We start from the raw sequence: 22,570 nt of genomic DNA, 5'->3' as shown, positions 1-22,570 counted from the left end.
CCGGGCGGTGCGCGCGTTCGAAACTCGATTCCCTCATCGCAGGAGCGCGCCGATCTCGGTGAAGGCCTGGCTGTAGCGATCGAGGAGCGAATGCGCCACCCCAACCGAGTCGACCAGCGGGTGCGCGGCGAAGCCGCGCCAGGCCAGCTCGCGCGAGCGCTCGTGCACGGCGCCGATGATAAGGCGCTCGGCCGATTTCACCTGCGTGATGAGCCCGAGCATCTCGCCCGACACCGGGGCGATCGACCACGGGTGCACGCCATCGGCGTCGACGACGCAGCCCACCTCGATGACCGCGTTGTCGGGCAGCTGCGGAACCAGCGTGTTGTTGCGCACGTTGAGGATCATCGTCGCCGAGCGCCCGCTCGCGAGCGCAGCCATGAGGTCGAGCGCCACTTGGTGGTATCCGCCGCCGTCGACATCCGACTCGCGGCGCTCTTCGTCATCGTCGCGACTCTCGGCCATGTAGCTCGACTCGCGCTCATGGCGCGCCCGCAGCCACGTCTCAAGCGGGTCATCGCCGGGCGCACTGTAGAACGCCGACTGCTGGCGGTCGATGAACTCACCACGGGTCGCGGCCGACGCACGGATTCGTGCCGTGGCCTCGCGCGTGAAGTAGTAGTAGTACAGGTACTCGTTCGGCAGGGCACCGATCGCGCGCACCCAGTCGAAGCCCATCAGCCTGGCCTCCTCGATCGCCTCGAGTGAGGCATCCGATTCGAGCAGGCGCGGCAGCAGTTCGTCGCTGCCGGCCGTGATCGACCGCAACCAACCCAGGTGGTTGAGCCCGACGTAGTCGAACGCGATGGCATCGGCCGAGCTGCCCGTCGCGGCGGCGGCGCGGCGCATGAGCCCGATCGGGGTGTCGCAGATGCCGACGACCCGGTCACCGAGCACACGCTGCATCGCCTCGGTGACGATGCCCGCAGGGTTCGTGAAGTTGATCACCCAGGCCTCGGGCGCGACCCTGCGGATCGTCTCGGCGAGCCGGATCATGAACGGCACAGTCCGCAGCGCGTAGGCCAGGCCGCCCGGGCCGACCGTCTCCTGGCCGAGCACCCCGAGGTCGAGCGCGGTGCGCTCGTCGAGGATGCGGCCCTGCGTGCCGCCGATGCGCACGGCGCTGAAGATGAAGTCGGCGCCGCGCAGTGCCTCCTCGAGGTCGGTCGTCGTCGTGATCGCCGGCACATGCCGACGCCCGCGCGCAAGCCGCGACACGATCGCCCCGATGGTCTCGAGCCGAGATGCCGAGACGTCGTAGAGCGCGAGCTCGTCGATGCGCACGGGCGCCTCGTCGGCGGCGACCGCCTCGAAGACCTGCGGCACGCGGAACCCGCCGCCGCCGATGATGGTGAGCTTCACGCGACCAACACCTCGACTCCCGCCTCGCGGAGCAGGTCGAGCGTAGATGCGTCTGCGTCGTCGTTCGTCACGACCGCCGAGATCTGGTCGGGGCCGCACACGCTCAGCACCCCGACGCCGGGGAACTTCGAGGCGTCGGCCAGTACGACCGTGCGTTGGGATGACTCGATCATCGCCCGCTTGATTGGCACCTCCATGCCCGTGGTGTCGGAGATGGTGCCGTCGGCGCGAATGCCGCTCGTGCCGAGGAAGCACGTCGTCGCGCGGATCTGCGCGAGCGCCTGCTCGGTGAGCGTGCCGATCATCGAGTTGTAGTTCTTGCGCACCGCCCCGCCGAGCACGATGAGCTCCACGACGTCGTCGTCGCGCAGTTCGTCAATGACCGCGAGGCTCGCGGTGATGACGGTGATGCGCCGGCCGCGTAACTGCGCCGCGAGCAGGGCGGTGGTCGTGCCGATGTCGATGATGACAACATCGCCCTCGGAGACGAGCTCGGCGGCGCGCTCGGCTACCCGTGACTTCTCAGGCGCGTGTTGCCGCTCGACGTCGGTGAACGGGATCTGGTCGGGCTCGATGCTTCCGCCGCCGCGCACGCGCCGCAGCAAGCCCTCGGCGCTCAGCGCGTTGAGGTCGCGGCGAATCGTCGAGAGCGAGACGCCGAACTGCTCGGCGAGTTCTTCGACGGTGACTTCGCCGTCGGTGCGCAGGGAGTTCAGGATGTGCGCCTGTCGCGTTGCTGTCAGCATATGCATGATGCTAGCAGTCAACTTCGAGCATGAATTGACGATTTCGCGCATGAATTGACGCAGGATCATCCATTCGAGAGTATGTTCAGTCAAAGCCGATCGATGATCGCGCAGGCGATCGCAATCAATGGAGGATTCGTGGCTGAATGGGCTGCCGACGACACCGTCGACGTGCTCCTCACCGGGCCCGTCTTCTTCGACCTCGTGTTCACCGGCGTCGACGGAACGCCCCGGCCGGGCACCGAGGTGCACGCGGCGGGCCTCGCGTCGAGCCCGGGCGGCGTTGCAAACCTCGCGGTCGCCACCGCCCGACTCGGCCTCAGTACCTCGCTGGCGGCGCCGTTCGGCGACGACGTCTACGGCCGCTGGTGCTGGGAGTTCCTCGCCGACCGCGAGGGCATCGATCTCGGCCGCTCCCGCCTCGTGCCCGACTGGCCCACGCCAGTCACCGTCTCGATCGCCTCCGGCAGCGACCGCAGCATGGTCACCCGCGAGGAGCCGGCGCCATTCACCGCGGGCGAGGTTGTCGGCGACGCAATGAGCGCCCGTGCCACGTTCGTCGACCTCGGCGCCACGCGCAGTGTCCGCGGTGCCGACGTCTGGTGGCGGAGCGCCGCCCGCGCGGGCACGAAGATCTTCGCCGACCTCGGCTGGGACTCGAGCGGACGCTGGGATCCGGCTGACCTCGCCCCGCTCGCCGACTGCTTCGCCTTCACCCCCAACGAGACCGAGGCGATGGGCTACACCCGCACCGACTCGGCCCGCGACGCCGCCCGCGCGCTCGCCGAACTCGTGCCCCTCGTCGTCGTGACCCGGGGCGAGCAGGGCGCCGTCGCGATCGACGCTGCTCGCGGGGAGGAGATCACGATGCCCGCCGTGCCGGCGAACGGCCGCGACGCCACGGGCGCCGGCGACGTCTTCGGCGCGGCCCTCGTGGTCGGGACCCTGCGCGACTGGCCGCTTGAACATCGGCTTTCGTTCGCGGCGCTCTGTGCGGCGCTCGCCGTCGAACATCCCGGCGGTGCCGTCGGCGCGCCGGGCTGGGGCGACGTCGCCGACTGGTGGCATCGCGCGCGCGGCAGCGGAGACCGCGAGCTCGCGGCGCGATTCGCTTTCCTGAACGACGCCGCCCCCGAACCATCCATGCGCCGCAGAGCGGAGCTCACCTTCCCCTTCGCCGACTTCGGCACCACAGCGGCCCGGAGATCGAATCCCGAGAAAAAGAGAGGTACATCATGAGACGGAACACCCGACTGACCGCGGTGGCGCTTGGCAGCGCCGCACTCGTCGTCGCCCTCACGAGCTGCGCCCCCGGCACTGGCGCGGGCCCTGAGGACACGGCCGACACGGGCGCCATCAGCACCGACATCTCAGGGGTCGGCGACGTCACCTTGACCGTGTGGGACCAGGAGGTGCGCGGCGGCCAGAACGAGCAGATGGAGCAGCTCAACGAGGCGTTCATGGAGAAGTACCCGAACGTCACGATCGACCGCAACTCGCAATCGTTCGACGACCTCGCCACGACTCTGCGGCTCGCCCTTACCGACGCCGACGCGCCCGACGTCGTGCAGGCGAACAACGGTCGCAACACGATGGGCCAGTTCGTCGCCGCCGAGCAGCTGCGCCCGCTCGACGACTACGCCGAGGAGTACGGCTGGTTCGACCGGTACTCCCCCTCGGTGCTGCAGTACTCGACATACAGCGAGGACGCGAAAGTGTTCGGCGACGGCAACCTCTACGGCCTGCCGCAGGTAGGCGAGGTCGTCGGTGCCTTCTACTCGAAGTCGAAGCTCGACGAGCTCGGCCTCGAAGTGCCGACCGACTGGACCGAGTTCGACGCGGCACTGAAGGCCGCGACGACTGCGGGGGAGACGCCGATGTTGCTCGGCAACATCGAGAAGTGGCCCGCGCTGCACGTGTTCGGCCCGGTGCAGGGCGATGACGTCGCCGCCGAGGTCATCACCGACCTGGGCCTCGGGAACGCCGGACAGAGCTGGACGACGCCCGAGAACGTCGCGGCCGCCGAGACCCTGCAGGACTGGGTCGACGCCGGCTACTTCAACGACGGCGTGAACGGTACCGACTACGACGCGGCCTGGCAGTCGCTCGCAGCCGGCGACGGCGTCTTCCTCATCGGCGGGTCGTGGCTCGCCGCCGACCTCGCCGATGCCATGGGCGACGACGTCGGGTTCTTCATCCCGAATACCGGCGACGGCACCCCGGCCACCACGGGCGGCACCGGTTTGCCGTTCACGATCACCTCGGCGGCCGACAACACGGACGTCGCCGCCGCGTACATCGACTTCATCACGAGCGACGAGGCGATGCAGGTGCTCGCCGACACCGGCAACCTGCCCGTCAACCGCACCGCCGAGCTCGCCCCGAGCGACGGCGTGATGGCCGACGTGTTCACCGTATTCGGCGACGTCACCGGCGACGGCAGCCTGCTGCCCTACCTCGACTACGCGACGCCGACCTTCGGCGACACGATGGGACAGGCATTGCAGGATCTGCTCGCCGGGCAGACGACGCCCGAGCAGTTCACCGAGACGCTCGAGGCCGACTACTCGGAGTTCGTCGCGAGCAATGGCTGACAGTACGACCACGATCGGGCGGAGCGCCTCGCGGCTCTCCGCCCGATCGGCGTGGGCTCCCTGGGCGTACCTCGCGCCTGCCATCCTGCTCTACGGGGCGTTCCTGCTCTTCCCGCTCGCCCGGGCCGCACAGTTCTCGCTCTTCGAGTGGGACGGGCTCGGGGCCTCGACGTTCGTCGGCCTCGACAACTACGTCGAGATCATCTACGACGAGCGCCTGCGCGAGGCGTTCTGGCACGCCCTCGTGCTCGTGTTCTTCTACGCGGTGCTGCCGCTCGCGATCGGTCTGCTGCTCGCGAGCCTGCTCACCCGCGCCCAAGTGCGCGGGCTCGGGTTCTTCCGCAGCGTCATTTTCCTGCCGCAGGTCATCGCAATGGTTGTCGTCGCCGTCACCTGGCGGCAGATCTACGCGCCAGACGGGCCGCTCAACGGGATCCTGCGCATGATCGGGCTCGGGACACTCGCTCGCCCCTGGCTCGGCGACTACACGTTCACACTGCCCGCGGTCGGCCTCATCGGCACGTGGGTGTGCACGGGCCTCGTGACCGTGCTGCTCATGGCCGGCATGAGCCGGGTGCCGCGCGAACTCTACGAGGCCGCGCGACTCGACGGCTCGGGCCCCGTGCGCGAGTTCTTCGCGATCACGCTGCCGATGGTGCGCGGCGAGATCACCGTCGCACTCACGCTCACGATCGTCGCCGCGCTCAAGACCTTCGATCTCGTCTACGTCACGACGAGCGGCGGCCCGGGCACGTCGACGACCGTGCCGAGCTACGAGATCTACCGCCGGGCGTTCGAGCTCGGTGAAGTCGGGGTCGCGACCGCCGTGGGCGTCGTGCTCACCCTCATCGTTTTCGCCATCAACGGCGTCGTGAACATGATCGGAGACCGCAAGTGAAGGTGTCCCCGATCGAACGGGGCGCGAACTACGTCGTGCTCGTCGCGTTCGCGCTCATCGTGCTCGGCCCTATCGCAGTCATCGTGTCGCTCGCGTTCGGTCCGCAGAGCGCCTCCGTCGCCCGCGACGGCGGACCGTTCCATCCCGAGAACTTCCCCGAGGCGTGGGAGATCGGCCGGTTCGGCCAGTACATGCAGACCTCGGTGGTGGTCGCGGTGATCGTCGTCATCGTGTCGGTGCTCGCGTCGATCCTCGCGGGGTACGCGCTCGGCACGATGCGCTTTCGCGGGGCCACGCTCATGTTCTACGTCTTCCTGCTCGGCATCATGGTGCCGACCGAGGCGTTCATCGTGCCGCTCTATTTCGACCTACGGATGGTCGGGCTCACGAACACCGTCTGGGGCGTCGCTGCGCCGCAGATCGCGATGTCGATCGCGTTCGGCACGTATTGGATGCGCACGTACTTCCGCACCTCGAGCCGCGCGCTCATCGACGCCGCCCGCCTCGACGGGGCCGGGTCGATGCGCATCCTGTGGCAGGTGCTCGTGCCGATCGGTCGCCCCGCGATCCTCACGCTCGTGCTGCTCACGTTCATGTGGACCTGGAACGAATTCCTCATACCGCTCGTGATGTCGCCCAACGGGTCGGTGCGCACCGCGCCGCTCGCCCTCGCCTTCTTCCAGGGGCAGTACACGCAGGGCACAGCGCTGCTCGCGGCGGGTGCGGTCATGGTCGCGCTGCCGATCGTGCTCCTCTACGTCTTCCTCCAGCGGCACTTCATCAAGGGCATGATCGAGGGCGCGGTTCGCGAATGATAGAGATAGCGGTGCTTCCAGATGCCGAGGCCGTCGGTGCTCGTGCAGCGGACATCTTCGATCGCGCAGTGCAGTCGGGAGTCCGAACACTGGGATTGGCGACGGGGTCGTCCACCGACCCCGTATACGCGGAGTTGACGCGGCGTCACGGCGGTCGGCGCAACCTGTACCGCACGATGCAACTGTTCCAGCTCGACGAGTACATCGGGCTCCCCGTTGAGCATCCCGAGCGATACCTCGAGGTAATCCGGCGGAGCTTCGCCGGGCCGCTCGGCGTGCCGATCTCACGAGTTCAGGCTCCGGATGCTGAAGGCGCCGATCCGAATCTCGCTGGGACGTCGTTCGAGCTTTCCATCGCAAACGCAGGCGGCATTGATCTGCAGCTGCTCGGAGTCGGGGCCAACGGGCATATCGCGTTCAACGAACCCGGGACTCCATTCGATAGCAGAACGCGGGCCGTCGAGCTCGCCGGTCAAACTCGCCGCGACAACGCTCGCTTCTTCAAAGGCGACCTCGATGCGGTGCCGCGTCGTGCGATGTCACAGGGAATCGCGACGATCCTGAGCGCACGACGGATTCTCCTCGTCGCGATAGGACAGGCCAAGTCGGCCCCGGTGGCGGCGCTTGTGAGGACACCCCCGACACCAGACCTCCCAGTATCGGCTCTGCATGACCATCCCGCGGTCACCATGCTGGTCGATCTCGACGCAGCATCCGGAATCGAATCGGATGCCATCCTCCCCACCGTTCGCCTCTCCAACGGGCGGTCGAGGGTAGCGGGTGAGCTATGAGCTCATTCGGATTTGCGAGCAGATGCGTGCGGAGAAATGCGCGTTAATGCGTGTATATGGTTGATTTATTGACTGAAGTTGCCCTAACTTGAGGGAGAACATCGGGAGGCAGTCCGTCGTCCCGAGCGTCCAACGGAGGAACGCATGAAACGCGCAATCCTGCTCACGTCGCTGCTCACCGTCGCCGCCCTTATGGGGCCGGGGAACGCGGTGGCCGCGACGATGGGCAACACGCAACCAGGCCCAGCGGATCCTGCCGTGCAGCTTGAAGTCGGTGACCCTTCGATCGCCACCAAGACCGAGCGCGGCAAGATCGACATCATGGGCATCTGGGCCCACCCCGACGACGACGCTGGCTTCACAACGCCCTGCGGCGTCTGGCACGATCTCTACGGCGTGCGCTGCGGCATCATCATGGCCACGCGCGGCGAAGGCGGCTCGAACTCAGTCGGCCCCGAGGCTGGTCCCGACCTCGGAGTGCGTCGCGAGAACGAGGACCGTACCTCGCACGTCCGTTCCGGGTCCGTCGACATCTTCAACCTCGATCGGGTCGATTTCTTCTACAACACCTCCGCGGCGCTGACCGCAGAAGTGTGGGACGCCGAGGAAACCCTGCGCCGCACCGTGCGGATAATTCGCGAGACCCAACCCGAGATCCTCGTCGGCAGCACGCCGTCGCTCGCGGCCGGGCACGGCAACCACCAGTACGCCCAGGGCCGCATGATCTGGGAGGCCGCAGCCGCGGCCGCTGACGCGAACATGTTCCCCGAGCAGCTCAGCGGCCTCGGCGCCGTCGAAACGTGGCAGGTCAAGAAGATCCTCGCTGGAGGACAGACCACAGGCACGGGCGGGACGCTCGCACCGAACTGCAACACCGGCTTCACGCCCGCGGCGACGAACCCATTCACCGTCGTCGGCACGTGGACCGGCTACGACTCGCCCTACGTCTGGGCCGACGGCAATGTGCAGGGCCAGCAGGCGGGCACTGCTAAGACGTGGGCGCAGGTCGGCCGTGAAGGCGGCCGCGCACACCCGACGCAGGCGCGTGTGATGGAGAAGGGCCTCACCAACCCCAGCTGCCAGCGCTACGGCGTCTCGCAGTCGATCGTGCCGATGCAGCCGAACAACTCGGCGGCATCGGCGAACGACGACGCGGTGCTCTACGGCGCCGTCGTCGCCGACCCAGGCGGCATGCCCCTCGGCTCCGAGTTCTCGATCGCGGTTGACGAATACTACGAGGCGGCGGGTGAGCCCTTCGAGGTCACGGTCGCGGCGCGTTCCGGCGATGGCGACCTCGGCGGCGGCACGGTGAGCCTCGTGGTTCCGGCCGGATGGCAGGTCTCCGAGCCCGTCGAGATCGACGGCATCGGCGACGCGGATGCTTCGGATGCGACGTTCACCGTGACCCCGGCCGCCGACGCGGTAGCGGGCGTGTACAAGCTCGCCGCGTCGTTCGATGGCGACGTCACCGCGTACAACGACACCCGCATCGCGCTCGTCGCGCCCGTCGAGGGCCGCTTCGAGCGCTGGGGCAACATGGCCGAGTACGAGCAGTGGACCCGCGACCACGACGCCTACGTAGGCGGTCGTTCGAATGCCGTCGCGCAGATGGGCGCAGGTGAGACCGTGACCGTGCCGGTCGAGGTGACCAACCGCACCGACGGCACCGAGTCGGGCGAGGTGGCGCTCGCGCTGCCCGCCGGCTTCGTCGCCGATGCGGCGTCGAAGTCGTTCAGCGGGCTCGCCCCGGGCGACACCGTGACAGTCGAGTTCGTCGTCACGCACACCGATCCGGCTGACGCCGGAAGCCGCACGGTGACCTTCACGGCGACGACGACGTCGGGCGCGGGCGCGTCGACCGAGAACGAGACTGTATACCTCGTTCCGACAGTCGTCATTCCGCAGCTGGCCTCGGCGCCGACGGTCGACGGTACGGCCGACGGCGTCTATGTCGGTGACCCGGTCGACGTCGGCACCCGATGGGAAGGCGCGGCCTGCGCCACTGACGGCGTCGATTGCGGCGACGGCAGCCTGGCGAAGCTCGGCTGGTACGACGATGCCCTCTACGCGCAGATCCGCGTGACCGACGACGTGGCGAGCGCTGCGGCGACGCCCGACCGGTGCTTCGGTCACTGGCTTGTCGACTCGGTCGAGCTGCTGCTCGACCCGCGCGGCGACTCGGTTGACACATCGACGACGTTCAAGCTGGGCATGTTCCCGTTCACCGATGACACCGATGGCACGAACGGCAACGGGGCGGACGGACCGTGCTGGTCGCGCGACGCCGACAACCACCAGGGGTTCTCGACGGGTCCGCTCGCCGAGACCGTCGAGGGTGGGCTCAACGCCGAAGGCGTCGAGGTCGCGGTGGAGGTCGCCCGACAGGCCGACGGCAGCTACGCCGACGGTGGCTACGACCTCGAGGTGAAGGTGCCGCTCGCGGCGCTGCCGGCGGCGGTCGGTCCGACGAGCGCCGTCCCGACGGGCGACGCAGAGCAGAACGATGTCGACCCGTCGTACTTCGGACTCAACGTCACGCCCTACGACTCCGACACGCAGAACTTCATCGGGCAGACCCGCACCGCGTGGTCGGCCTTCGGAAGCCAGCAGTCGGAGCCCTACCGCTGGGGCCACGCCTACCTTGACGGATACGTCCCGCCGGCCGACCGGTCGACCCAGGCCGCGGCGCCGATCATCCCCGACACCGCCCTGCAGGGCGTGCAGTCGCCGCAGACGGTCGCGCAGTCGGCCACCCGCGGGGGCACCATCTCTGGGGTGCAGCCGAGCGAAGCGTTGAGCGTAACCGACGTGAAGATCCAGCAGAAGAACGTCCGGGTCTCCTACCGATCGGAAGAGGCCGGCACCGTGCGCGTCTTCCTCTGGAAGGGCGACACAACGTTCATCCCCGTCTGGACCTCGAGCTGTGTCGGCGACATCTACGGCTTCGACGCCTGCTCACCGTCGGATGGCGCGGCTCCGCCGTGGGCTCCTGACATGAGCGGCCGCCTTCTGGGGTCGTTCGAACAGGACGTCGCCGCCGGCAAGGGCAGCCTTGCGGTGCCGATTGATGCGAGTATCCGTTCTGCGCTTGCCGACGACGCGCGGATCCTCGTCTCTTATGCGGAGGCCGCAACCGTGGCCTCGGGTGATGGCGTCAATGCGTGGAGTTTCCCGATCGAATCGCGACTGCCCGGCAGAGGCTGAGTCCCGATCGAAATCCTGAGGTGCGGGCGAGCCAGACTCGTCCGCACCTCAGTGCGTTCTACTGAATGCGAAGGACCACGCGCCGCTCCGCATAGCCGGGGGACTTGACCACGGAGGGCGGAACGCGCCAGCGAGAGCGATGATATCGATGAATCGGTCGTGGCCGGCGAGTCAGCCCCAGTCGCGCTCGGCGGTTGACCGGATGTACCGCATTAGGAATGTCCGGCGCGAAGAGTGCGACCCAGCGCGAGCTCGCTGACGGCGACGACGAGGGCTGACAAGGTCAGAGGTCGCGCCCGGCTCCGATGCCAGGTTGTCAGGATCCATGGAATTCTGCTTCCGCTGCGTGTCTCCTGGCAACGTCGTCGATGGCGAGCATGCGGGGGAGTCCCGCCGTTATGCCGCGGCCTCCTTGCTGCGGGCGTAGTGGCGGCGCGCCTTCTCGCGGTTGCCGCAGGTCTCCATCGAGTGCCAGCGCCGGTTGTTCGCGCGGCTTCGGTCGATGAGGAAGTGCTGGCAGTCGTCCGCCTCGCAGGGGCGGATCCGCGGACGCCCGCCGGCATTCTGCAGGTCGGCCCACTCCTGTACGACCGCGCTGCCGACCTGCTTGTCCGGTGGTGTCCCGTCGACCCACTCGAGGCCGTCGGCGCTGAGCGTGGCCGTTCGTCGCATCGCGGCGATCCAGGGCGCGAGGACCGATACCGGCACCTCGTCGCGCAGCAGCGGGACCAGCGCCGCGCGGACCGCTCGGGCATCCGCCACCTGCACCGGGCCGTGCGGCGCGCCGTGCCGGCGCAGCCATTCGACCGCGGCACGGTCGTCCGCCAGCTCATCGTGCACTCCATCGCTCGAGACCAGGCGCGAGTTCACCAGGTCGAGCAGCAGTGTCTCGTTCATTCTCTGTTCCTCCAGCAGTCATTCTATAACTCTTTTCCCGGACTTGACAGGTTAGACAAATCGTGGTTCACTCGTCACCAGTACAACCGGTTCAAAGACATAAGCCGGTTAGATTCAAATAAGGAGCAGGAATGTCCAACCCCCTTCCCACTGTCGTCCTCGTCCACGGCGCCTTCGCGGAGTCCGCGAGCTGGAACGGCGTCGTCGCGCGCCTGCAGAGCGAGGGGCTGCGCGTGATCGCGGCCGCGAATCCGCTGCGCAGCCTGAAGGGCGACGCCGCGTTCGTGCGCAGCATCCTCACTTCGATCGAGGGCCCCGTCGTCGCGGTCGGCCACTCCTACGGCGGCGCGGTCATCTCCGACGCCGCGACCGGCGTCGAGTCGGTCAAGGCGCTCGTGTACGTCTCGGCCTTTGCCCCCGAGCTCGGCGAGACGATCGGCGAGCTCTCGGGCAAGTTCCCGGGCAGCACCCTGGGCGACACGCTGGCGCCGGTCGAGCTCGCCGACGGCACGACCGACCTCTACATCCGGCAGGAGCTGTACCGGGCCCAGTTCGCGGCCGACGTCGCCGAGGAGCAGACCAGCCTCGACGCGGCCACGCAGCGTCCGCTCAACACCGAGGCGCTGAACGGCCGCGCGTCCGAGCCGGCATGGAAGACCGTGCCGTCGTACTTCGTGTACTCCTCCGGCGACAAGAACATCCCCGTCGATGCGCTCCGCTTCATGGCTGAGCGCGCCGGCGCCGTGGAGGCCGTCGAAATTCCCGACGCCTCGCACGCCCTCCCGGTGTCGCAGCCCGACCCCGTCGCCGAGGCCATCCTCCGCGCCGTCCGCTCGGTGCAGTCCGGCAGCTGAGTCCCCGCCGATGATCGGGCCGTCCGCATGCGTGCCGGGCGGCCCCGTCGGCGCTCATGATCATCGACGTCCACCACACGGAGAGGCACACGGGCGTCGCGGCCGCATCTTCGACACGCGCATCCGAATCGAGCCGAGTGGGAGAAGACTTGGAGGAGGGTGCGCACCTCGATGCGTCGCGCGAGCGCGCACCGTTCGCACGCCACGACGCTGCCGCAGGGGGCGAGACAGCACACGTCGGAACGGGGGCCCGCAATGAGCGATGCAACACCCGAATCTCGCAGCATCGAGCGATTCGAAGTGAGTGTTCCTGAGAACGTGCTCGGGGATCTTCGTGAACGACTGCATCGGACTCGCTGGACCGACGCGGTCGTCGGCGCCGGCTGGGACTATGGCGCTGACCTCGACTACATTCATGAGCTCTGCGCGTACTGGGCGGATCGGTTCGACTGGCGAGCGGAGGAAGCAGGGCTCAACGAGGTCCCGCAATTCTGCACCGAGATCGAGCGACTGATCATCCACTTCGTCCACGTCCGAAGCGACAGCCCCGGAGCCATACCACTGCTCCTGCTCCACGGGTGGCCCAGTTGCTTCATCCAGATGCTGAAGATCCTGCCCCGCCTCGCTGACTTTCACGTCGTCGTACCGGACCTCCCGGGCTTCGGGTTCTCTGGCCGGCCGACTCAGTCTGGAATGGGCGTCGGCGAGGTGGCCGACGTCCTCCTCGATCTCATGGATCGGTTGGGATACGAGCGTTATGCGATCCGGGCAAGCGATCTCGGCGCAGGGATAGCCCCGCTGATGGCGATGCGACGACCCGGGGCGGTCGTGGGGCTGCACCTCAGCGGAAGCGATCCGTCGGCCGACTACGACCACCTCCCCGATGATCTCGCCCCTGTCGAGCAGCAGATGGTCGATGACGCTCGCACGTTCCAGCGGAATGAGTTCGCGTACGCACGGCTCCATGCCACCAAGCCGCAGACGCCGGCGATCGCGCTGAACGACTCGCCGGCAGGCATGGCCGCATGGATCGTCGAGAAGTTCCGAGCCTGGAGCGACTGCGGCGGCGACGTCGAACAACGCTTCTCGAAGGACGAACTCCTGACGTTCCTCACGGTGTACTGGGCGACGGAGACGATCGGGTCGTCGATGCGGCTCTACTTCGAGAGCGCGCACCACCCGCCGATGTGGGGTGAGTTGCGCGCGCCGGTCGCGATGGCGATGCTGCCCGCGGACATGTTCCCGACGCCCCGCGAGTGGGTCGAGCGGCGTGGCCCGGTCGCACGGTGGGTTGAGCTTCCTCGGGGTGGCCACTTCGGCGAGTGGGAGGAGCCGGTACTGATCGCCGACGACATCCGAGCGTTCCTGGCCGAGCTCCGAGAGCCGTAGACTCGACGACGACCGGTCCCAGTTGCTGGTGACGCCGCGCCGCCCATCCAGCAGCTGGTCGCGCGTGAACAAGCGCCGGGTCGAACGGCTCGACCGGGAGGGCCTGATGACAGACGCCGGTCGCGCGGTCGTTGAGGCGGCGCGGCGAAACGGAGCATGGGCTTCGCTCGATGAGGTGGAGGAGCTCCGCGAGCCCGACGATCTCGAGGATGCCCTCGACGCGATGCCGGACGCGCGGCGCCACTGGGATGCGTTCCCCCGATCGACCAGGCGCGCCATCCTCGAGTGGATCAACGCTGCGAAGACGAATGCGACCCGCGAGAAGCGTGTCGGGGAAACGGTGGAGAAGGCGGGCGAGAACATCCGCGCCAACCAGTGGCGTCAGCCGAAGGCTCGGTGAGTCCGGTGCGTGGATGGACTGCGGCGTGCACCGAGCTCAGCCCCGGTCGGCGGACTCCTTGGACACATGGTCGCGGCAGGCGTCGACGACGCGCTGGAGGTACGCCGTGATCACGGTCTGCTCGGCCTCCGTCAATCCGTCGAGCTGCGCGTCGAGATGCCGGATCATCGGTATCAGGATGCCGATCGCGCGGTCGCGCGAACTGGGGGTCGGCGTGATCATCACAGCGCGTCGATCGGTCGGGTGAGGCTCGCGTGTCACATGACCGAGGGCGACGAGCCGATCGACGGACGTGGTCGCCGAAGGGGTCGAGATGCCGACCCGGCGCGCCAGCTCGCTCGGTCCGAGCGGTCCCGCCATGATGAGGTGCTCCATCGCCTCGAGGTCGGTCGCGTTCACCGAGAGTGCAGCGCGAAGGGAGCGTTCGAACTGGTCGCTCGCCACCAGGAACTCGCGCAGCAGGCGAGTCGCTCGCCGCAGGCCGGCAACCTGCAGCTCAACGGGCACCCACCGTTCGCCCTCGGGCGCGGCGGCCGAGTCCTGGAGTGAGTCGTCGACGACCGGGTCATCCATGCACCCAAGGATAGGGGCTTGCGCTAGCCGATCATATATCTAGATAATCAAACTACTATCTTGGCGAAAGAGAGTGGGGAAGATCAGTGGATCGGCTGCTTCGTTTCCTGACGTCGGCGAAGACTTCCTGGGTCGCGTTGGTGCTCGCGGCCCTCGCCGTCGCGGCCCTCTTCACGCTCGGCAGCGGCAACGCGTCCGAGACGGCACCCTCGGTCGGCCTGCCGGCGTCCGCCGAGTCGGAGCAGGTCGCGGAGTTGCTCGATGAGCTCCCCAGCGCCAACGCGACCTCGGCGGCGCTCGTGTTCGCTGCCGATGCCGGCAAGCTCTCGGCGCAGCACCTCGAGCAACTCGAGGCGAAGACGTTCGGCGACCTCGCCGACTTCGCGCCCGACGGGTTCATCCCGCCTGTGCAGGTTTCCGACGACGGAATGGTCGCCTTGATGGTGGTTCCGCTTGAGCCCTTTTCGGATGTCGGGAAACAGGCCGAACGCGCACAAGAGCTTCGCGCAGCCGCAGCAGCGGACCTCGACGGGGTACGCGTGTATCTCACTGGGGCCGAGGGCTTCGAGGTGGACGTTGCCGCGGTGTTCGAAGGCGCCGACGTCACGCTCCTGCTGACGACCGCAATCGTCGTGGGCGTGCTCCTGCTCATCACCTATCGCAGCCCGTGGCTGTGGCTCGTGCCCCTCACCGTCATCGGCGTCGCCGACGGCGTCGCGGGCATCGTCGCACAGCGGGCCGCCGCCGCGGTGGGTGTGCAGCTGGATGCGTCGATCACCGGGATCCTCTCGGTGCTGGTCTTCGGAGCGGGCACCAACTACGCGCTGCTGCTCATCGCGCGGTACCGCGACGAGCTCCGGCGGCATCTCGATCGTCGTGCGGCGATGCGCCGAGCGGTGCGCGGCGCGGGCCCGGCGATCATCGCGAGCGGCTCGACCGTCGCACTCGCGCTCGCGACGCTCCTTCTCGGCGAACTCGAGGGAACCCGCGCGCTCGGCCTCGCCTGCTCGCTCGGCGTCGTCGTCGCGATGCTCTTCGTGCTCCTCGTGCTCCCGCCCGCCCTCGTGTTGTTCGGGCGCGGCTTGTTCTGGCCATACATCCCGCGGTTCGGTTCGGCCGACGCCATCTCCCGAAGCCCGTGGGGCCGGCTCGGCCGGGCCGTCTCGAAGCGCCCTGTCGCCGTGGTCGTCAGCGGGTTCGCAGTGCTCGGAGTCCTCGCCAGCGGCCTCCTCTTCGTGCAGACCGGTCTATCCCAGAATGAGCGATTCCTGCAGAAGCCCGAGGCGGTCCGCGGTCAGGAGGTGCTCGCTGACGCGTTCTCGGCCGGCACGACCTCCCCGGCGTCCGTCATCGTGCCCGTCGACGAGGCCGCCGAGACGGCCGGCGCGCTGGATGAGCTCGACGGAGTGGACGCGGCCCGCATCGGCGACCAGACCGACGACGTTGCGAGGATCGACGTCACGCTCTCGGCCGGCGCGGAGACCCCAGAGGCGTTCGCCACGATCGAACTCCTCCGCTCGGAGCTCGACTCGGTCGGTTCGGGCGACGGCCTCGTCGGCGGGCTCGACGCGCGTGCCCTCGACGTGTCCGCCGCACAAGCGCGAGATCAGGCCCTCATCATCCCGCTCATCCTCGTCGTCGTACTCGTCGTGCTCGTGATTCTCCTCCGGGCGATTCTGGCTCCACTGCTGCTGCTGCTCGCCGTCGTCGCGAGCTTCTTCGCGGCCGTCGGGGCGAGTTGGTGGTTGTTCCAGACCCCGGTCTTCGACTTCCCGGCCATCGATGTCAACGTCCTGCTCTTCAGCTTCCTGTTCCTGGTCGCGCTCGGCGTCGACTACAGCATCTTCCTGGTCACGCGCGCCAAGGAAGAAGCCGCGCTGCTCGGCACGACTCAGGGCATGATCCGCGCGCTCGCCGCGACCGGGGGTGTGATCACGAGCGCCGGCATACTGCTGGCCGCCGTATTCGCCGTCCTCGGCGTACTGCCGCTCATCACGCTGACGCAGATCGGGGTGATCGTGTGCATCGGCGTGCTCATCGACACTCTGCTCGTACGGACGGTGATCGTGCCGGCGATGGCGTTCATCGCGGGCGACCAGTTCTGGTGGCCTCGTCGGCCCTCCATCTCCGACGCCGCGGCCTCGGCCTCGGGCGCCGACGCGATGTACCATCCGCGCTACGACGGTGCGGCGGATTCTGAACCTGCGCCCGAGTCGGTCGGCGCCGCGGCTGGCGGGCGACCAGTGGAGGAAGTCGCACGACCCGACTGAGCCCGCGACAGGAGAGAGCGCCCGCTGCCCCGTGGACCCGACCTGGACGCCATGTTCGACCACGTCCGTTCGCGCTGCGAAGACCGTTTCAGAAACGGTCGCTCACCCCAGCATCGCCTCGAACCGATACACCTCCGGCCGGAACACCCCGGCGACAACCGCTGGGTCGGCCTCGGCGAACGCCCGCGCCTCCTCGAGCGAGCCCGCCTTGAAGACGATGGCGGCGAAGTTGCGCTCGTCGTTGACGAGCGTGCGACCCGCGAACACGACCTGCCCGGCCGCGTGCTCGGACTCGAGCCGCACCCAGTGCGCCGCTGCTGCGGCGTTCTCCCTGTCGGTCGGGCCGTCGGTGAGCATCGCGACACGCGTCGGCCGCAATGTGTAGAGGTACGTGTCGCCCCAGTTGGGTAGTGCATCGGTCATCATCGTCTCCTTGTCAATCGCGGGTGTGTGTTGTACTCGCGCACTGCTCGCGCGACCTCGTCGGGCAGTCGGCCACGGCGCACCTGCATCCGGCACCCGCAGGTCGCGAGTGAACAGCACCGCTGCAGTCCTCATCCAGCTTCCCTTCGCACCCGGTATCGCGAGTGCTCGTCGCGGTCGAATGGGGCTGAGTTCGGCGCAATGGCCGCCAGGGTCGCCTCGCGTGCCGTGCGATGCCTGAACGTGAAGCCCGTGTTCTCGAGTACGGCAGGGGTCACGCGAGCATCGGCGGTCAGCAGCGACTCAGTTGCCGCGCGCCCGATGACGAGGTCGAGCGCCCATTCCGGGACGGGCAGCATGAAGGGACGGCGCAGGGCATGAGCCACGGATCGTCCGATCTCGTTCGCGGTGGCCGGTGTCGGTCCCGAGAGGTTCACCGCACCGTCGATGTCGGTTGCGATCACGTGCCTGATCGCGCGGACTTCGTCCTCCAGCGAGATCCACGGCCAGGTCTGCGTCCCGCGCCCGATCGGCCCGCCCAGCCCGAGAGACGTGAGGCGGACGAGTGGCTTCAGCACACCGTTGCGGTGCAGCACCGGTGCCGTGCGCATGCGGACGACACGGCACGCGTCGCCGGCTCGCCTCGCCTCCCGTTCCCATTCCCGGCAGAGATCGGCGAGGAACGTCGCGCCTGGAGCAGCCCTCTCCGTGAGCTCGACACCCGGTCGGTTGCCGTAGTAGCCGACGGCTGATGCCGAGATGAACGCGGGAGCCTCAGCGCCGAGTGCGCGCAGTGCCGTCGCGAGGGCCCGCGTCGGGCGCAGGCGCGACTCGCGCAAGGTGCGTTGATACCTCCGCGTCCATGGAAGCCGCCCGATGCTCGCCCCATTGAGACAGACGACAGCGCTCGCTCCAGCGACCACCTGCGGGTCGAGTGGTCGACCCTCAGCGAGCCACTCGACCTCGTCGCCGCGTCGGACGGGCCGACGGACGAGCCGCACCACCGAGACTCCGTCCGCGCGCAGACGTTGCGTCAGGGCGCTGCCGATCATGCCGGATGACCCGGCGATCACCACGGTGGTCATGTCGACTCCGTTCTCGAAGCTCGATGGGGTGAGGAGCGGCGGGTCGGATCTCGGCGGATCCGACCCGCCCTTCTTCATTCCGCATTCCGCGGCGCCCCATGTCGTGTGCAGCGCCGTCGAAAGATGATTCCCGTGGTCGAGGTCGGATGGATGCAGTCGAGCAGAATCCGATGCTGCTGCATCCGATCGCGACGCACCGTCGGAAGTCCTTCGTGAAAGCACCGTTTCACTGAATCCATCTGGAGGAACCATGAAGCGCACCGCCATCGCCGGAGTCATCGCCGGCGCCGCCGTCGCCTTGGCCGGCTTCGCCCCGGCCCAGGCATCTGAAGCACCGGCAATGCTGTCCGTGCTGCACGGCGTGCCTGACCTCACCGTAGACGTGTACGTGAACGATGACCTCACGCTCGACGACTTCGCACCAGGGGATCTCGCGGGACCCCTCGAGCTGCCGGCCGGGACATACAGCGTCGCGATCACCGCTTCTGATGCCGCTGATGCATCGTCGCCCGCGATCGGCCCTGTCGACCTCGCACTCGAGTCAGGGATGAACTACACGGCCGTCGCGCACCTCACCGAAGCCGGTGAACCGACCGCCACGCTGTTCACGAACGACACAGCCCAAACCGCCGCAGGCGAGGGACGTCTCACCGTTCGCCATGTCGCGGCTGCGCCCGCGGTGGATGTGCTGGCGGGTGGAACTGCGGTGATCACGAACCTCGCCAACCCCGATGAGGCGAAGCTCGACCTGGCTGCCGGTACGGTCTCCGCGTCGGTCGCTGCCGCCGGCACGACGGATCCGGTGCTCGGCCCGGCTGACGTCGAGGTCGCCGAAGGCGCGAACACGATCGTGTACGCCTGGGGCAGCCTCGACGACGACAACCTGGCGCTCGCGATCCAGACCGTCACCGGGATGCACTCGAACCCGGACGGTGTCCCTGCGGGTTCTGCCGGCCTGGTCGCGACGAACGCCCCCGATGCGGGCGCGGGCGTCTGGCTCGCCGCGGGAGCCACGATGCTGCTGGGCGCGGCTGCCGTCGCAGCCGTGCTGATGCGTCGCAGTGCCGCCGCTCGACAGAAGGAGTGACACCGATGCTCCCCAAGAAGGCCGCGATTCGTCTCCCGATCGCGGCCTTCGCCCTGCTCACGTCCGCCGTCTCGCCGAGTAGCGATGGCGATGGCGATGGCGATGGCGCAGCCTCCCACGTCGACGACATCAGCCGGGTCGCCCGCCGCGTGCGGTGTGTGTGATCGTGACCGCACGAGAGACCGGATGAGCCGAGGTCGATATGCTGAGCACAACGGTGATCGCCCAGGACCGTCGGCGTCGAGCCCTCATCCCGGAACACCGTCGGGATGAGCGAAAGGATGGGTTCCGGTCGATGAGCGCACCGTCCTTCGCTGAAGACGACACGCTCGCTGAGGGATTCGCCAGTGGCGACGAAGCGGCACTTCGGGCGGCATACGCTCGCTGGGCGCCCCTCGTCTACACGCTCGCGGCCCGCTCGCTCGGCAACAGGTCGGACGCCGAAGATGTCACGCAACAGGTGTTCATCGCCGCCTGGCGCAGTCGCGAACGCTTCGATCCGACCCGCGCTTCGCTGCAATCGTGGCTCATAGGGATCTCGCGACACCGCATCGCCGACGCCCACGAAGCTCGTGCCCGAACGAGCCGAATCGAAGCCAGGCTCGCCGGCGAGGCCGTGATCGACGGCGGTGTCTTCGACGAGGATCTCGCCGAACGTGCGATGGTCTCGGAGGCGCTCGACCGCCTCGACCCGGTGCCGCGGCAAGTCATGCGATTGGCGTTCTACGACCGGATGACGCACTCGCAGATCGCAGATCGACTCGGCCTTCCGCTCGGCACTGTGAAGAGCCACATTCGCAGGAGCCTGACTCGGATTCGAGAACGATGGGAGGTGGAGGATGCACCCGGAGCCTGATGAACTCGCCGCCCTCGCGGCCGACGGGCGCGAACCCGACGCCGCCATGACGACACACCTGCGCGCATGCGACGACTGCCGGTTCGAGTACGAGGCGTTCCAGGCTGCGGCTGCGCAAGTACGCGCCTCTGAAGCGAACCTCGATCTCGACCTCGAACGACCGTCCTCGTCCGTGTGGGCGGGCATTCATCGCGAGCTGTCGCTCGATGATCGACTCGCGTCCGATCCGATTGCGAGCGACGAGACGCCCCGTTCTGTTGCCCCGATCAGGGCCGCTGACCGCGGCGTGTCGAGACGAGGCGGTTGGCGATGGTGGCCCGCTGTCGCGGCCGCTGCAGTGGTGATCGGGGTGCTGGCCGGCATAGCGATCGGCACGCGCCTGCCGCCATCATCGCCGAACGAGTCCATCGTCGCTGAGGCACGCCTCGATCCCTTCCCCGGCTGGACAGCCGAGGGGCGGGCGGTCATCCAGGAGAGCAGCGACGGCAGGCGAACGATCGTGGTCGAACTCGATGGAGATGCCGAAACCGGCCAGCTTCGCGAAGTCTGGTTGCTGCGCGAAGACGCGACCGGACTGGTGAGCCTCGGCCTCCTCGATGACACCACCGGTACGTTCGCCCTGCCACCCGGCATCGACCTCGGCGAATTCCCGGTTGTCGACGTGTCATCCGAGCCGTCAGACGGTGACCCCGCGCACTCCGGCGACTCGATCGTCCGCGGACAGCTCCGGGGCGTCTGAGTGACCGGCCGCGGACCGGCGAACACGTCCCCGGCTGCGCATTCCGCCGAATCTGGCCGGTCAGCAGGGGGAGGTGCTTCATGCGTGTGCTCGTGACCGGCGCCTCCGGGTACATCGGCGGTCGGCTCGTGCCCCGGCTCATCGAAGCCGGCCACGAGGTACGGGTACTCGTGCGCCGGCCCGAACGGCTTCGCGATGTGCCGTGGGCGGCCTCGGTCGACGTGCTCGCCGGCGACCTCGCCGACCGGGCAGCCGTCGACCGATCCATGCAGGACATCGACGCGGTCTTCTATCTCGTGCACTCCATGGGAGGCATGCACGGCGATTTCGCGGCCATCGAGCGCTCGATCGCCCACAACGTCGCCGCATCCGCACGCGAGCACGGCGTCAGTCGGATCGTCTATCTCGGCGGCCTGCATCCCGATGTGGATCGGCTCTCGCGGCACCTTCGATCACGCGTGGACGTGGGCGAGATCCTTCTGGCATCCGGCGTGCCGACGATCGTCCTGCAGGCGGGCGTGGTCATCGGCTCGGGCTCCGCCTCATTCGAGATGATCCGTCATCTCACCGACGTGCTTCCCTACATGCCGGCGCCGCGGTGGGTTCGCAGCTACATTCAGCCGATCGCGGTGCGGGACGTGCTGCACTACCTGATCCATGCCCTCGAGGTGCCGTCGGTCGTGAATCGTGCGTTCGATATCGGGGGTCCCGACATCTACCGGTACGGGCAGCTGATGAACGGCTACGCGGTGGAGGCAGGGCTGCCGCAGCGCCCGATCGCAGCACTCCCGGTGCTCACCCCGTGGCTCGCCGGGCAGTGGGTGAACCTCGTGACCCCGATCCCACGACGACTCGCTGTGCCGATCATCGAGTCGCTGCAGTTCGACTGCGTTGTGCACGATCACGACATCGATCGAGTCATCGCGCCGCCGGCCGAGGGTCTGCTCAGGTATCGCACGGCGGTCCGGCTCGCGCTCGAGCGGGAGCGCGAGGGCGAGGTCGAGACGAGCTGGCGCAATGCCGAGGTCGCAGGTGCGCCGAGTGATCCGCTGCCGAGCGACCCCGACTGGTCGGGGCACACGGTCTACGTCGACGAGCGTGAGCAGCGCTGCACGGCGCACGTGAGCGATCTGTGGCGCGTGATCGAAGGTGTCGGCGGTGAGAACGGGTGGTACTCGTTCCCGTTGCTCTGGGCGATCCGGGGCTGGGTCGACAAGCTGACCGGCGGCGTCGGACTTCGCCGCGGTCGTCGCGACCCCCTGATGCTGCACGTCGGCGATGCCGTGGACTTCTGGCGGGTCGAAGCGATCGATCGGGGGAGCTTCCTGCGCCTGCGCGCCGAGATGCGGATTCCGGGCCGCGCCTGGCTCGAACTCGGTGCCTCGGTCGACGGCGACGGCGCTGTGTATCAACAGCGCGCGGTGTTCTTCCCGAAGGGACTGGCCGGCCGCGCGTACTGGTGGCTGATCGTACCCTTCCACGACGTGATCTTCTCCGGCATGGCGAATCGCATCACGGCCGAGGCCGAAGCCGCGGCACGGGTTGTCAGCTCGAAGGACACGAGTCGCTGAACGGCTGGGTGAGTTG

Annotated in this window: 21 protein-coding genes; 15 read left to right on the top strand and 6 right to left on the bottom strand. The window is 68.2% G+C overall.

The features are described 5' to 3' along the window. Nucleotides 1–33: 33 nt before the first annotated feature. Both LSF15_RS12045 and LSF15_RS12040 read right to left on the bottom strand, forming a co-directional pair. Nucleotides 34–1,362 carry a 6-phospho-beta-glucosidase gene (locus LSF15_RS12045; RefSeq protein WP_232498780.1) on the bottom strand — a complete coding sequence of 443 codons (1,329 nt, stop codon included), beginning with the start codon at nucleotides 1,360–1,362 and terminating at the stop codon, nucleotides 34–36. Beyond that, a complete protein-coding gene (locus tag LSF15_RS12040; RefSeq protein WP_232498779.1) occupies nucleotides 1,359–2,108 on the bottom strand; it encodes a DeoR/GlpR family DNA-binding transcription regulator in 750 nt (249 codons plus the stop codon). The genes LSF15_RS12045 and LSF15_RS12040 overlap by 4 nt, the downstream gene beginning before the upstream one ends. A gap of 138 nt (nucleotides 2,109–2,246) precedes the next feature. Between LSF15_RS12040 and LSF15_RS12035 the strand changes: the two genes are divergently transcribed. The 6 genes from LSF15_RS12035 (at nucleotide 2,247) to LSF15_RS12010 (ending at nucleotide 10,410) form a co-directional block, all read left to right on the top strand. After that, on the top strand, nucleotides 2,247–3,347 hold the full coding sequence (locus LSF15_RS12035) for a carbohydrate kinase family protein (protein ID WP_232498778.1): 1,101 nt from the start codon (nucleotides 2,247–2,249) through the stop codon (nucleotides 3,345–3,347). After that, nucleotides 3,344–4,702 carry an ABC transporter substrate-binding protein gene (locus LSF15_RS12030; protein ID WP_232498777.1) on the top strand — a complete coding sequence of 453 codons (1,359 nt, stop codon included), beginning with the start codon at nucleotides 3,344–3,346 and terminating at the stop codon, nucleotides 4,700–4,702. Before LSF15_RS12035 ends, LSF15_RS12030 begins: the two co-directional genes overlap by 4 nt. After that, nucleotides 4,695–5,600 carry a carbohydrate ABC transporter permease gene (locus tag LSF15_RS12025; RefSeq protein WP_232498776.1) on the top strand — a complete coding sequence of 302 codons (906 nt, stop codon included), beginning with the start codon at nucleotides 4,695–4,697 and terminating at the stop codon, nucleotides 5,598–5,600. Before LSF15_RS12030 ends, LSF15_RS12025 begins: the two co-directional genes overlap by 8 nt. Further along, nucleotides 5,597–6,415 carry a carbohydrate ABC transporter permease gene (locus LSF15_RS12020; protein ID WP_232498775.1) on the top strand — a complete coding sequence of 273 codons (819 nt, stop codon included), beginning with the start codon at nucleotides 5,597–5,599 and terminating at the stop codon, nucleotides 6,413–6,415. The genes LSF15_RS12025 and LSF15_RS12020 overlap by 4 nt, the downstream gene beginning before the upstream one ends. Further along, nucleotides 6,412–7,206, top strand: coding sequence for a glucosamine-6-phosphate deaminase (locus LSF15_RS12015; RefSeq protein ID WP_232498774.1), 795 nt, complete (start codon nucleotides 6,412–6,414; stop codon nucleotides 7,204–7,206). Before LSF15_RS12020 ends, LSF15_RS12015 begins: the two co-directional genes overlap by 4 nt. A 144-nt stretch (nucleotides 7,207–7,350) precedes the next feature. Continuing rightward, nucleotides 7,351–10,410 (top strand): NEW3 domain-containing protein, encoded by a 3,060-nt coding sequence (locus tag LSF15_RS12010; protein WP_232498773.1) that lies wholly within the window; start codon nucleotides 7,351–7,353, stop codon nucleotides 10,408–10,410. A gap of 396 nt (nucleotides 10,411–10,806) precedes the next feature. Here LSF15_RS12010 and LSF15_RS12005 read toward each other — a convergent pair whose 3' ends face one another. Next, complete coding sequence (locus LSF15_RS12005) at nucleotides 10,807–11,307, bottom strand: CGNR zinc finger domain-containing protein (RefSeq protein ID WP_232498772.1); 501 nt, start codon at nucleotides 11,305–11,307, stop codon at nucleotides 10,807–10,809. 131 nt (nucleotides 11,308–11,438) lie between these two features. Here LSF15_RS12005 and LSF15_RS12000 point away from each other — a divergent pair, with 131 nt between their 5' ends. The 3 genes from LSF15_RS12000 to LSF15_RS11990 all read left to right on the top strand — a co-directional run bounded on the left by LSF15_RS12000 (nucleotide 11,439) and on the right by LSF15_RS11990 (nucleotide 13,950). Further along, nucleotides 11,439–12,161: an alpha/beta fold hydrolase gene (locus tag LSF15_RS12000; RefSeq protein WP_232498771.1), complete on the top strand. Its 723-nt coding sequence runs from the start codon at nucleotides 11,439–11,441 to the stop codon at nucleotides 12,159–12,161. A gap of 171 nt (nucleotides 12,162–12,332) precedes the next feature. Further along, entirely contained in the window at nucleotides 12,333–13,550 is a 1,218-nt protein-coding gene (locus tag LSF15_RS11995) for an epoxide hydrolase family protein (protein ID WP_308188467.1), read from the top strand. A 28-nt stretch (nucleotides 13,551–13,578) separates the two neighbouring features. Continuing rightward, on the top strand, nucleotides 13,579–13,950 hold the full coding sequence (locus LSF15_RS11990) for a YdeI/OmpD-associated family protein (protein ID WP_232498878.1): 372 nt from the start codon (nucleotides 13,579–13,581) through the stop codon (nucleotides 13,948–13,950). A 36-nt stretch (nucleotides 13,951–13,986) separates the two neighbouring features. On the opposite strand, the gene LSF15_RS11985 is transcribed toward LSF15_RS11990, so the two are convergent. After that, entirely contained in the window at nucleotides 13,987–14,523 is a 537-nt protein-coding gene (locus LSF15_RS11985) for a MarR family winged helix-turn-helix transcriptional regulator (RefSeq protein WP_232498769.1), read from the bottom strand. Between the two features lie 86 nt (nucleotides 14,524–14,609). On the opposite strand from LSF15_RS11985, the gene LSF15_RS11980 reads away from it, so the two are divergent. Continuing rightward, nucleotides 14,610–16,793, top strand: a complete 2,184-nt coding sequence (locus LSF15_RS11980; RefSeq protein WP_232498768.1) for an MMPL family transporter — start codon at nucleotides 14,610–14,612, stop codon at nucleotides 16,791–16,793. 102 nt (nucleotides 16,794–16,895) lie between these two features. On the opposite strand, the gene LSF15_RS11975 is transcribed toward LSF15_RS11980, so the two are convergent. Together LSF15_RS11975 and LSF15_RS11970 are read right to left on the bottom strand one after the other, a co-directional pair. Then, nucleotides 16,896–17,216 carry a YciI family protein gene (locus LSF15_RS11975; protein ID WP_232498767.1) on the bottom strand — a complete coding sequence of 107 codons (321 nt, stop codon included), beginning with the start codon at nucleotides 17,214–17,216 and terminating at the stop codon, nucleotides 16,896–16,898. Nucleotides 17,217–17,347: 131 nt separating this feature from the next. Then, nucleotides 17,348–18,301: a TIGR01777 family oxidoreductase gene (locus LSF15_RS11970; RefSeq protein ID WP_232498766.1), complete on the bottom strand. Its 954-nt coding sequence runs from the start codon at nucleotides 18,299–18,301 to the stop codon at nucleotides 17,348–17,350. Nucleotides 18,302–18,551: 250 nt separating this feature from the next. On the opposite strand from LSF15_RS11970, the gene LSF15_RS11965 reads away from it, so the two are divergent. The 5 genes from LSF15_RS11965 to LSF15_RS11945 all read left to right on the top strand — a co-directional run bounded on the left by LSF15_RS11965 (nucleotide 18,552) and on the right by LSF15_RS11945 (nucleotide 22,554). Continuing rightward, nucleotides 18,552–19,388, top strand: coding sequence for a DUF4397 domain-containing protein (locus tag LSF15_RS11965; RefSeq protein WP_232498765.1), 837 nt, complete (start codon nucleotides 18,552–18,554; stop codon nucleotides 19,386–19,388). Between the two features lie 5 nt (nucleotides 19,389–19,393). Further along, nucleotides 19,394–19,552, top strand: a complete 159-nt coding sequence (locus tag LSF15_RS11960; protein ID WP_232498764.1) for a hypothetical protein — start codon at nucleotides 19,394–19,396, stop codon at nucleotides 19,550–19,552. Nucleotides 19,553–19,683: 131 nt separating this feature from the next. Then, complete coding sequence (locus LSF15_RS11955) at nucleotides 19,684–20,244, top strand: RNA polymerase sigma factor (RefSeq protein WP_232498763.1); 561 nt, start codon at nucleotides 19,684–19,686, stop codon at nucleotides 20,242–20,244. Continuing rightward, nucleotides 20,228–20,983: an anti-sigma factor domain-containing protein gene (locus LSF15_RS11950; protein WP_232498762.1), complete on the top strand. Its 756-nt coding sequence runs from the start codon at nucleotides 20,228–20,230 to the stop codon at nucleotides 20,981–20,983. The genes LSF15_RS11955 and LSF15_RS11950 overlap by 17 nt, the downstream gene beginning before the upstream one ends. An 80-nt stretch (nucleotides 20,984–21,063) precedes the next feature. After that, nucleotides 21,064–22,554 carry an SDR family oxidoreductase gene (locus LSF15_RS11945; RefSeq protein ID WP_232498761.1) on the top strand — a complete coding sequence of 497 codons (1,491 nt, stop codon included), beginning with the start codon at nucleotides 21,064–21,066 and terminating at the stop codon, nucleotides 22,552–22,554. The last annotated feature ends 16 nt before the right edge of the window (nucleotides 22,555–22,570 follow it).

The organism is Agromyces humatus, from assembly GCF_021228295.1.
Classification (GTDB): Bacteria; Actinomycetota; Actinomycetes; order Actinomycetales; family Microbacteriaceae; genus Agromyces; species Agromyces humatus.
The sequence above is the reverse complement of the archived record's forward strand: the minus strand, read 5'-3'. Positions and strand labels throughout refer to the sequence as shown.

Bases quoted from the DNA above. Each gene is read 5' to 3' on its own strand.
- LSF15_RS11955 (WP_232498763.1), top strand. From the start codon at position 19,684: ATGAGCGCACCGTCCTTCGCTGAAGACGACACGCTCGCTGAGGGATTC.
- LSF15_RS11960 (WP_232498764.1), top strand. From the start codon at position 19,394: ATGCTCCCCAAGAAGGCCGCGATTCGTCTCCCGATCGCGGCCTTCGCC.
- LSF15_RS12030 (WP_232498777.1), top strand. From the start codon at position 3,344: ATGAGACGGAACACCCGACTGACCGCGGTGGCGCTTGGCAGCGCCGCA.
- LSF15_RS12025 (WP_232498776.1), top strand. From the start codon at position 4,695: ATGGCTGACAGTACGACCACGATCGGGCGGAGCGCCTCGCGGCTCTCC.
- LSF15_RS12010 (WP_232498773.1), top strand. From the start codon at position 7,351: ATGAAACGCGCAATCCTGCTCACGTCGCTGCTCACCGTCGCCGCCCTT.
- LSF15_RS11945 (WP_232498761.1), top strand. From the start codon at position 21,064: ATGCGTGTGCTCGTGACCGGCGCCTCCGGGTACATCGGCGGTCGGCTC.
- LSF15_RS11995 (WP_308188467.1), top strand. From the start codon at position 12,333: ATGCGTCGCGCGAGCGCGCACCGTTCGCACGCCACGACGCTGCCGCAG.
- LSF15_RS11965 (WP_232498765.1), top strand. From the start codon at position 18,552: ATGAAGCGCACCGCCATCGCCGGAGTCATCGCCGGCGCCGCCGTCGCC.
- LSF15_RS11985 (WP_232498769.1), bottom strand. From the start codon at position 14,523: ATGGATGACCCGGTCGTCGACGACTCACTCCAGGACTCGGCCGCCGCG.
- LSF15_RS11970 (WP_232498766.1), bottom strand. From the start codon at position 18,301: ATGACCACCGTGGTGATCGCCGGGTCATCCGGCATGATCGGCAGCGCC.
- LSF15_RS12000 (WP_232498771.1), top strand. From the start codon at position 11,439: ATGTCCAACCCCCTTCCCACTGTCGTCCTCGTCCACGGCGCCTTCGCG.
- LSF15_RS12005 (WP_232498772.1), bottom strand. From the start codon at position 11,307: ATGAACGAGACACTGCTGCTCGACCTGGTGAACTCGCGCCTGGTCTCG.
- LSF15_RS12040 (WP_232498779.1), bottom strand. From the start codon at position 2,108: ATGCTGACAGCAACGCGACAGGCGCACATCCTGAACTCCCTGCGCACC.
- LSF15_RS11975 (WP_232498767.1), bottom strand. From the start codon at position 17,216: ATGACCGATGCACTACCCAACTGGGGCGACACGTACCTCTACACATTG.
- LSF15_RS11950 (WP_232498762.1), top strand. From the start codon at position 20,228: ATGCACCCGGAGCCTGATGAACTCGCCGCCCTCGCGGCCGACGGGCGC.
- LSF15_RS12015 (WP_232498774.1), top strand. From the start codon at position 6,412: ATGATAGAGATAGCGGTGCTTCCAGATGCCGAGGCCGTCGGTGCTCGT.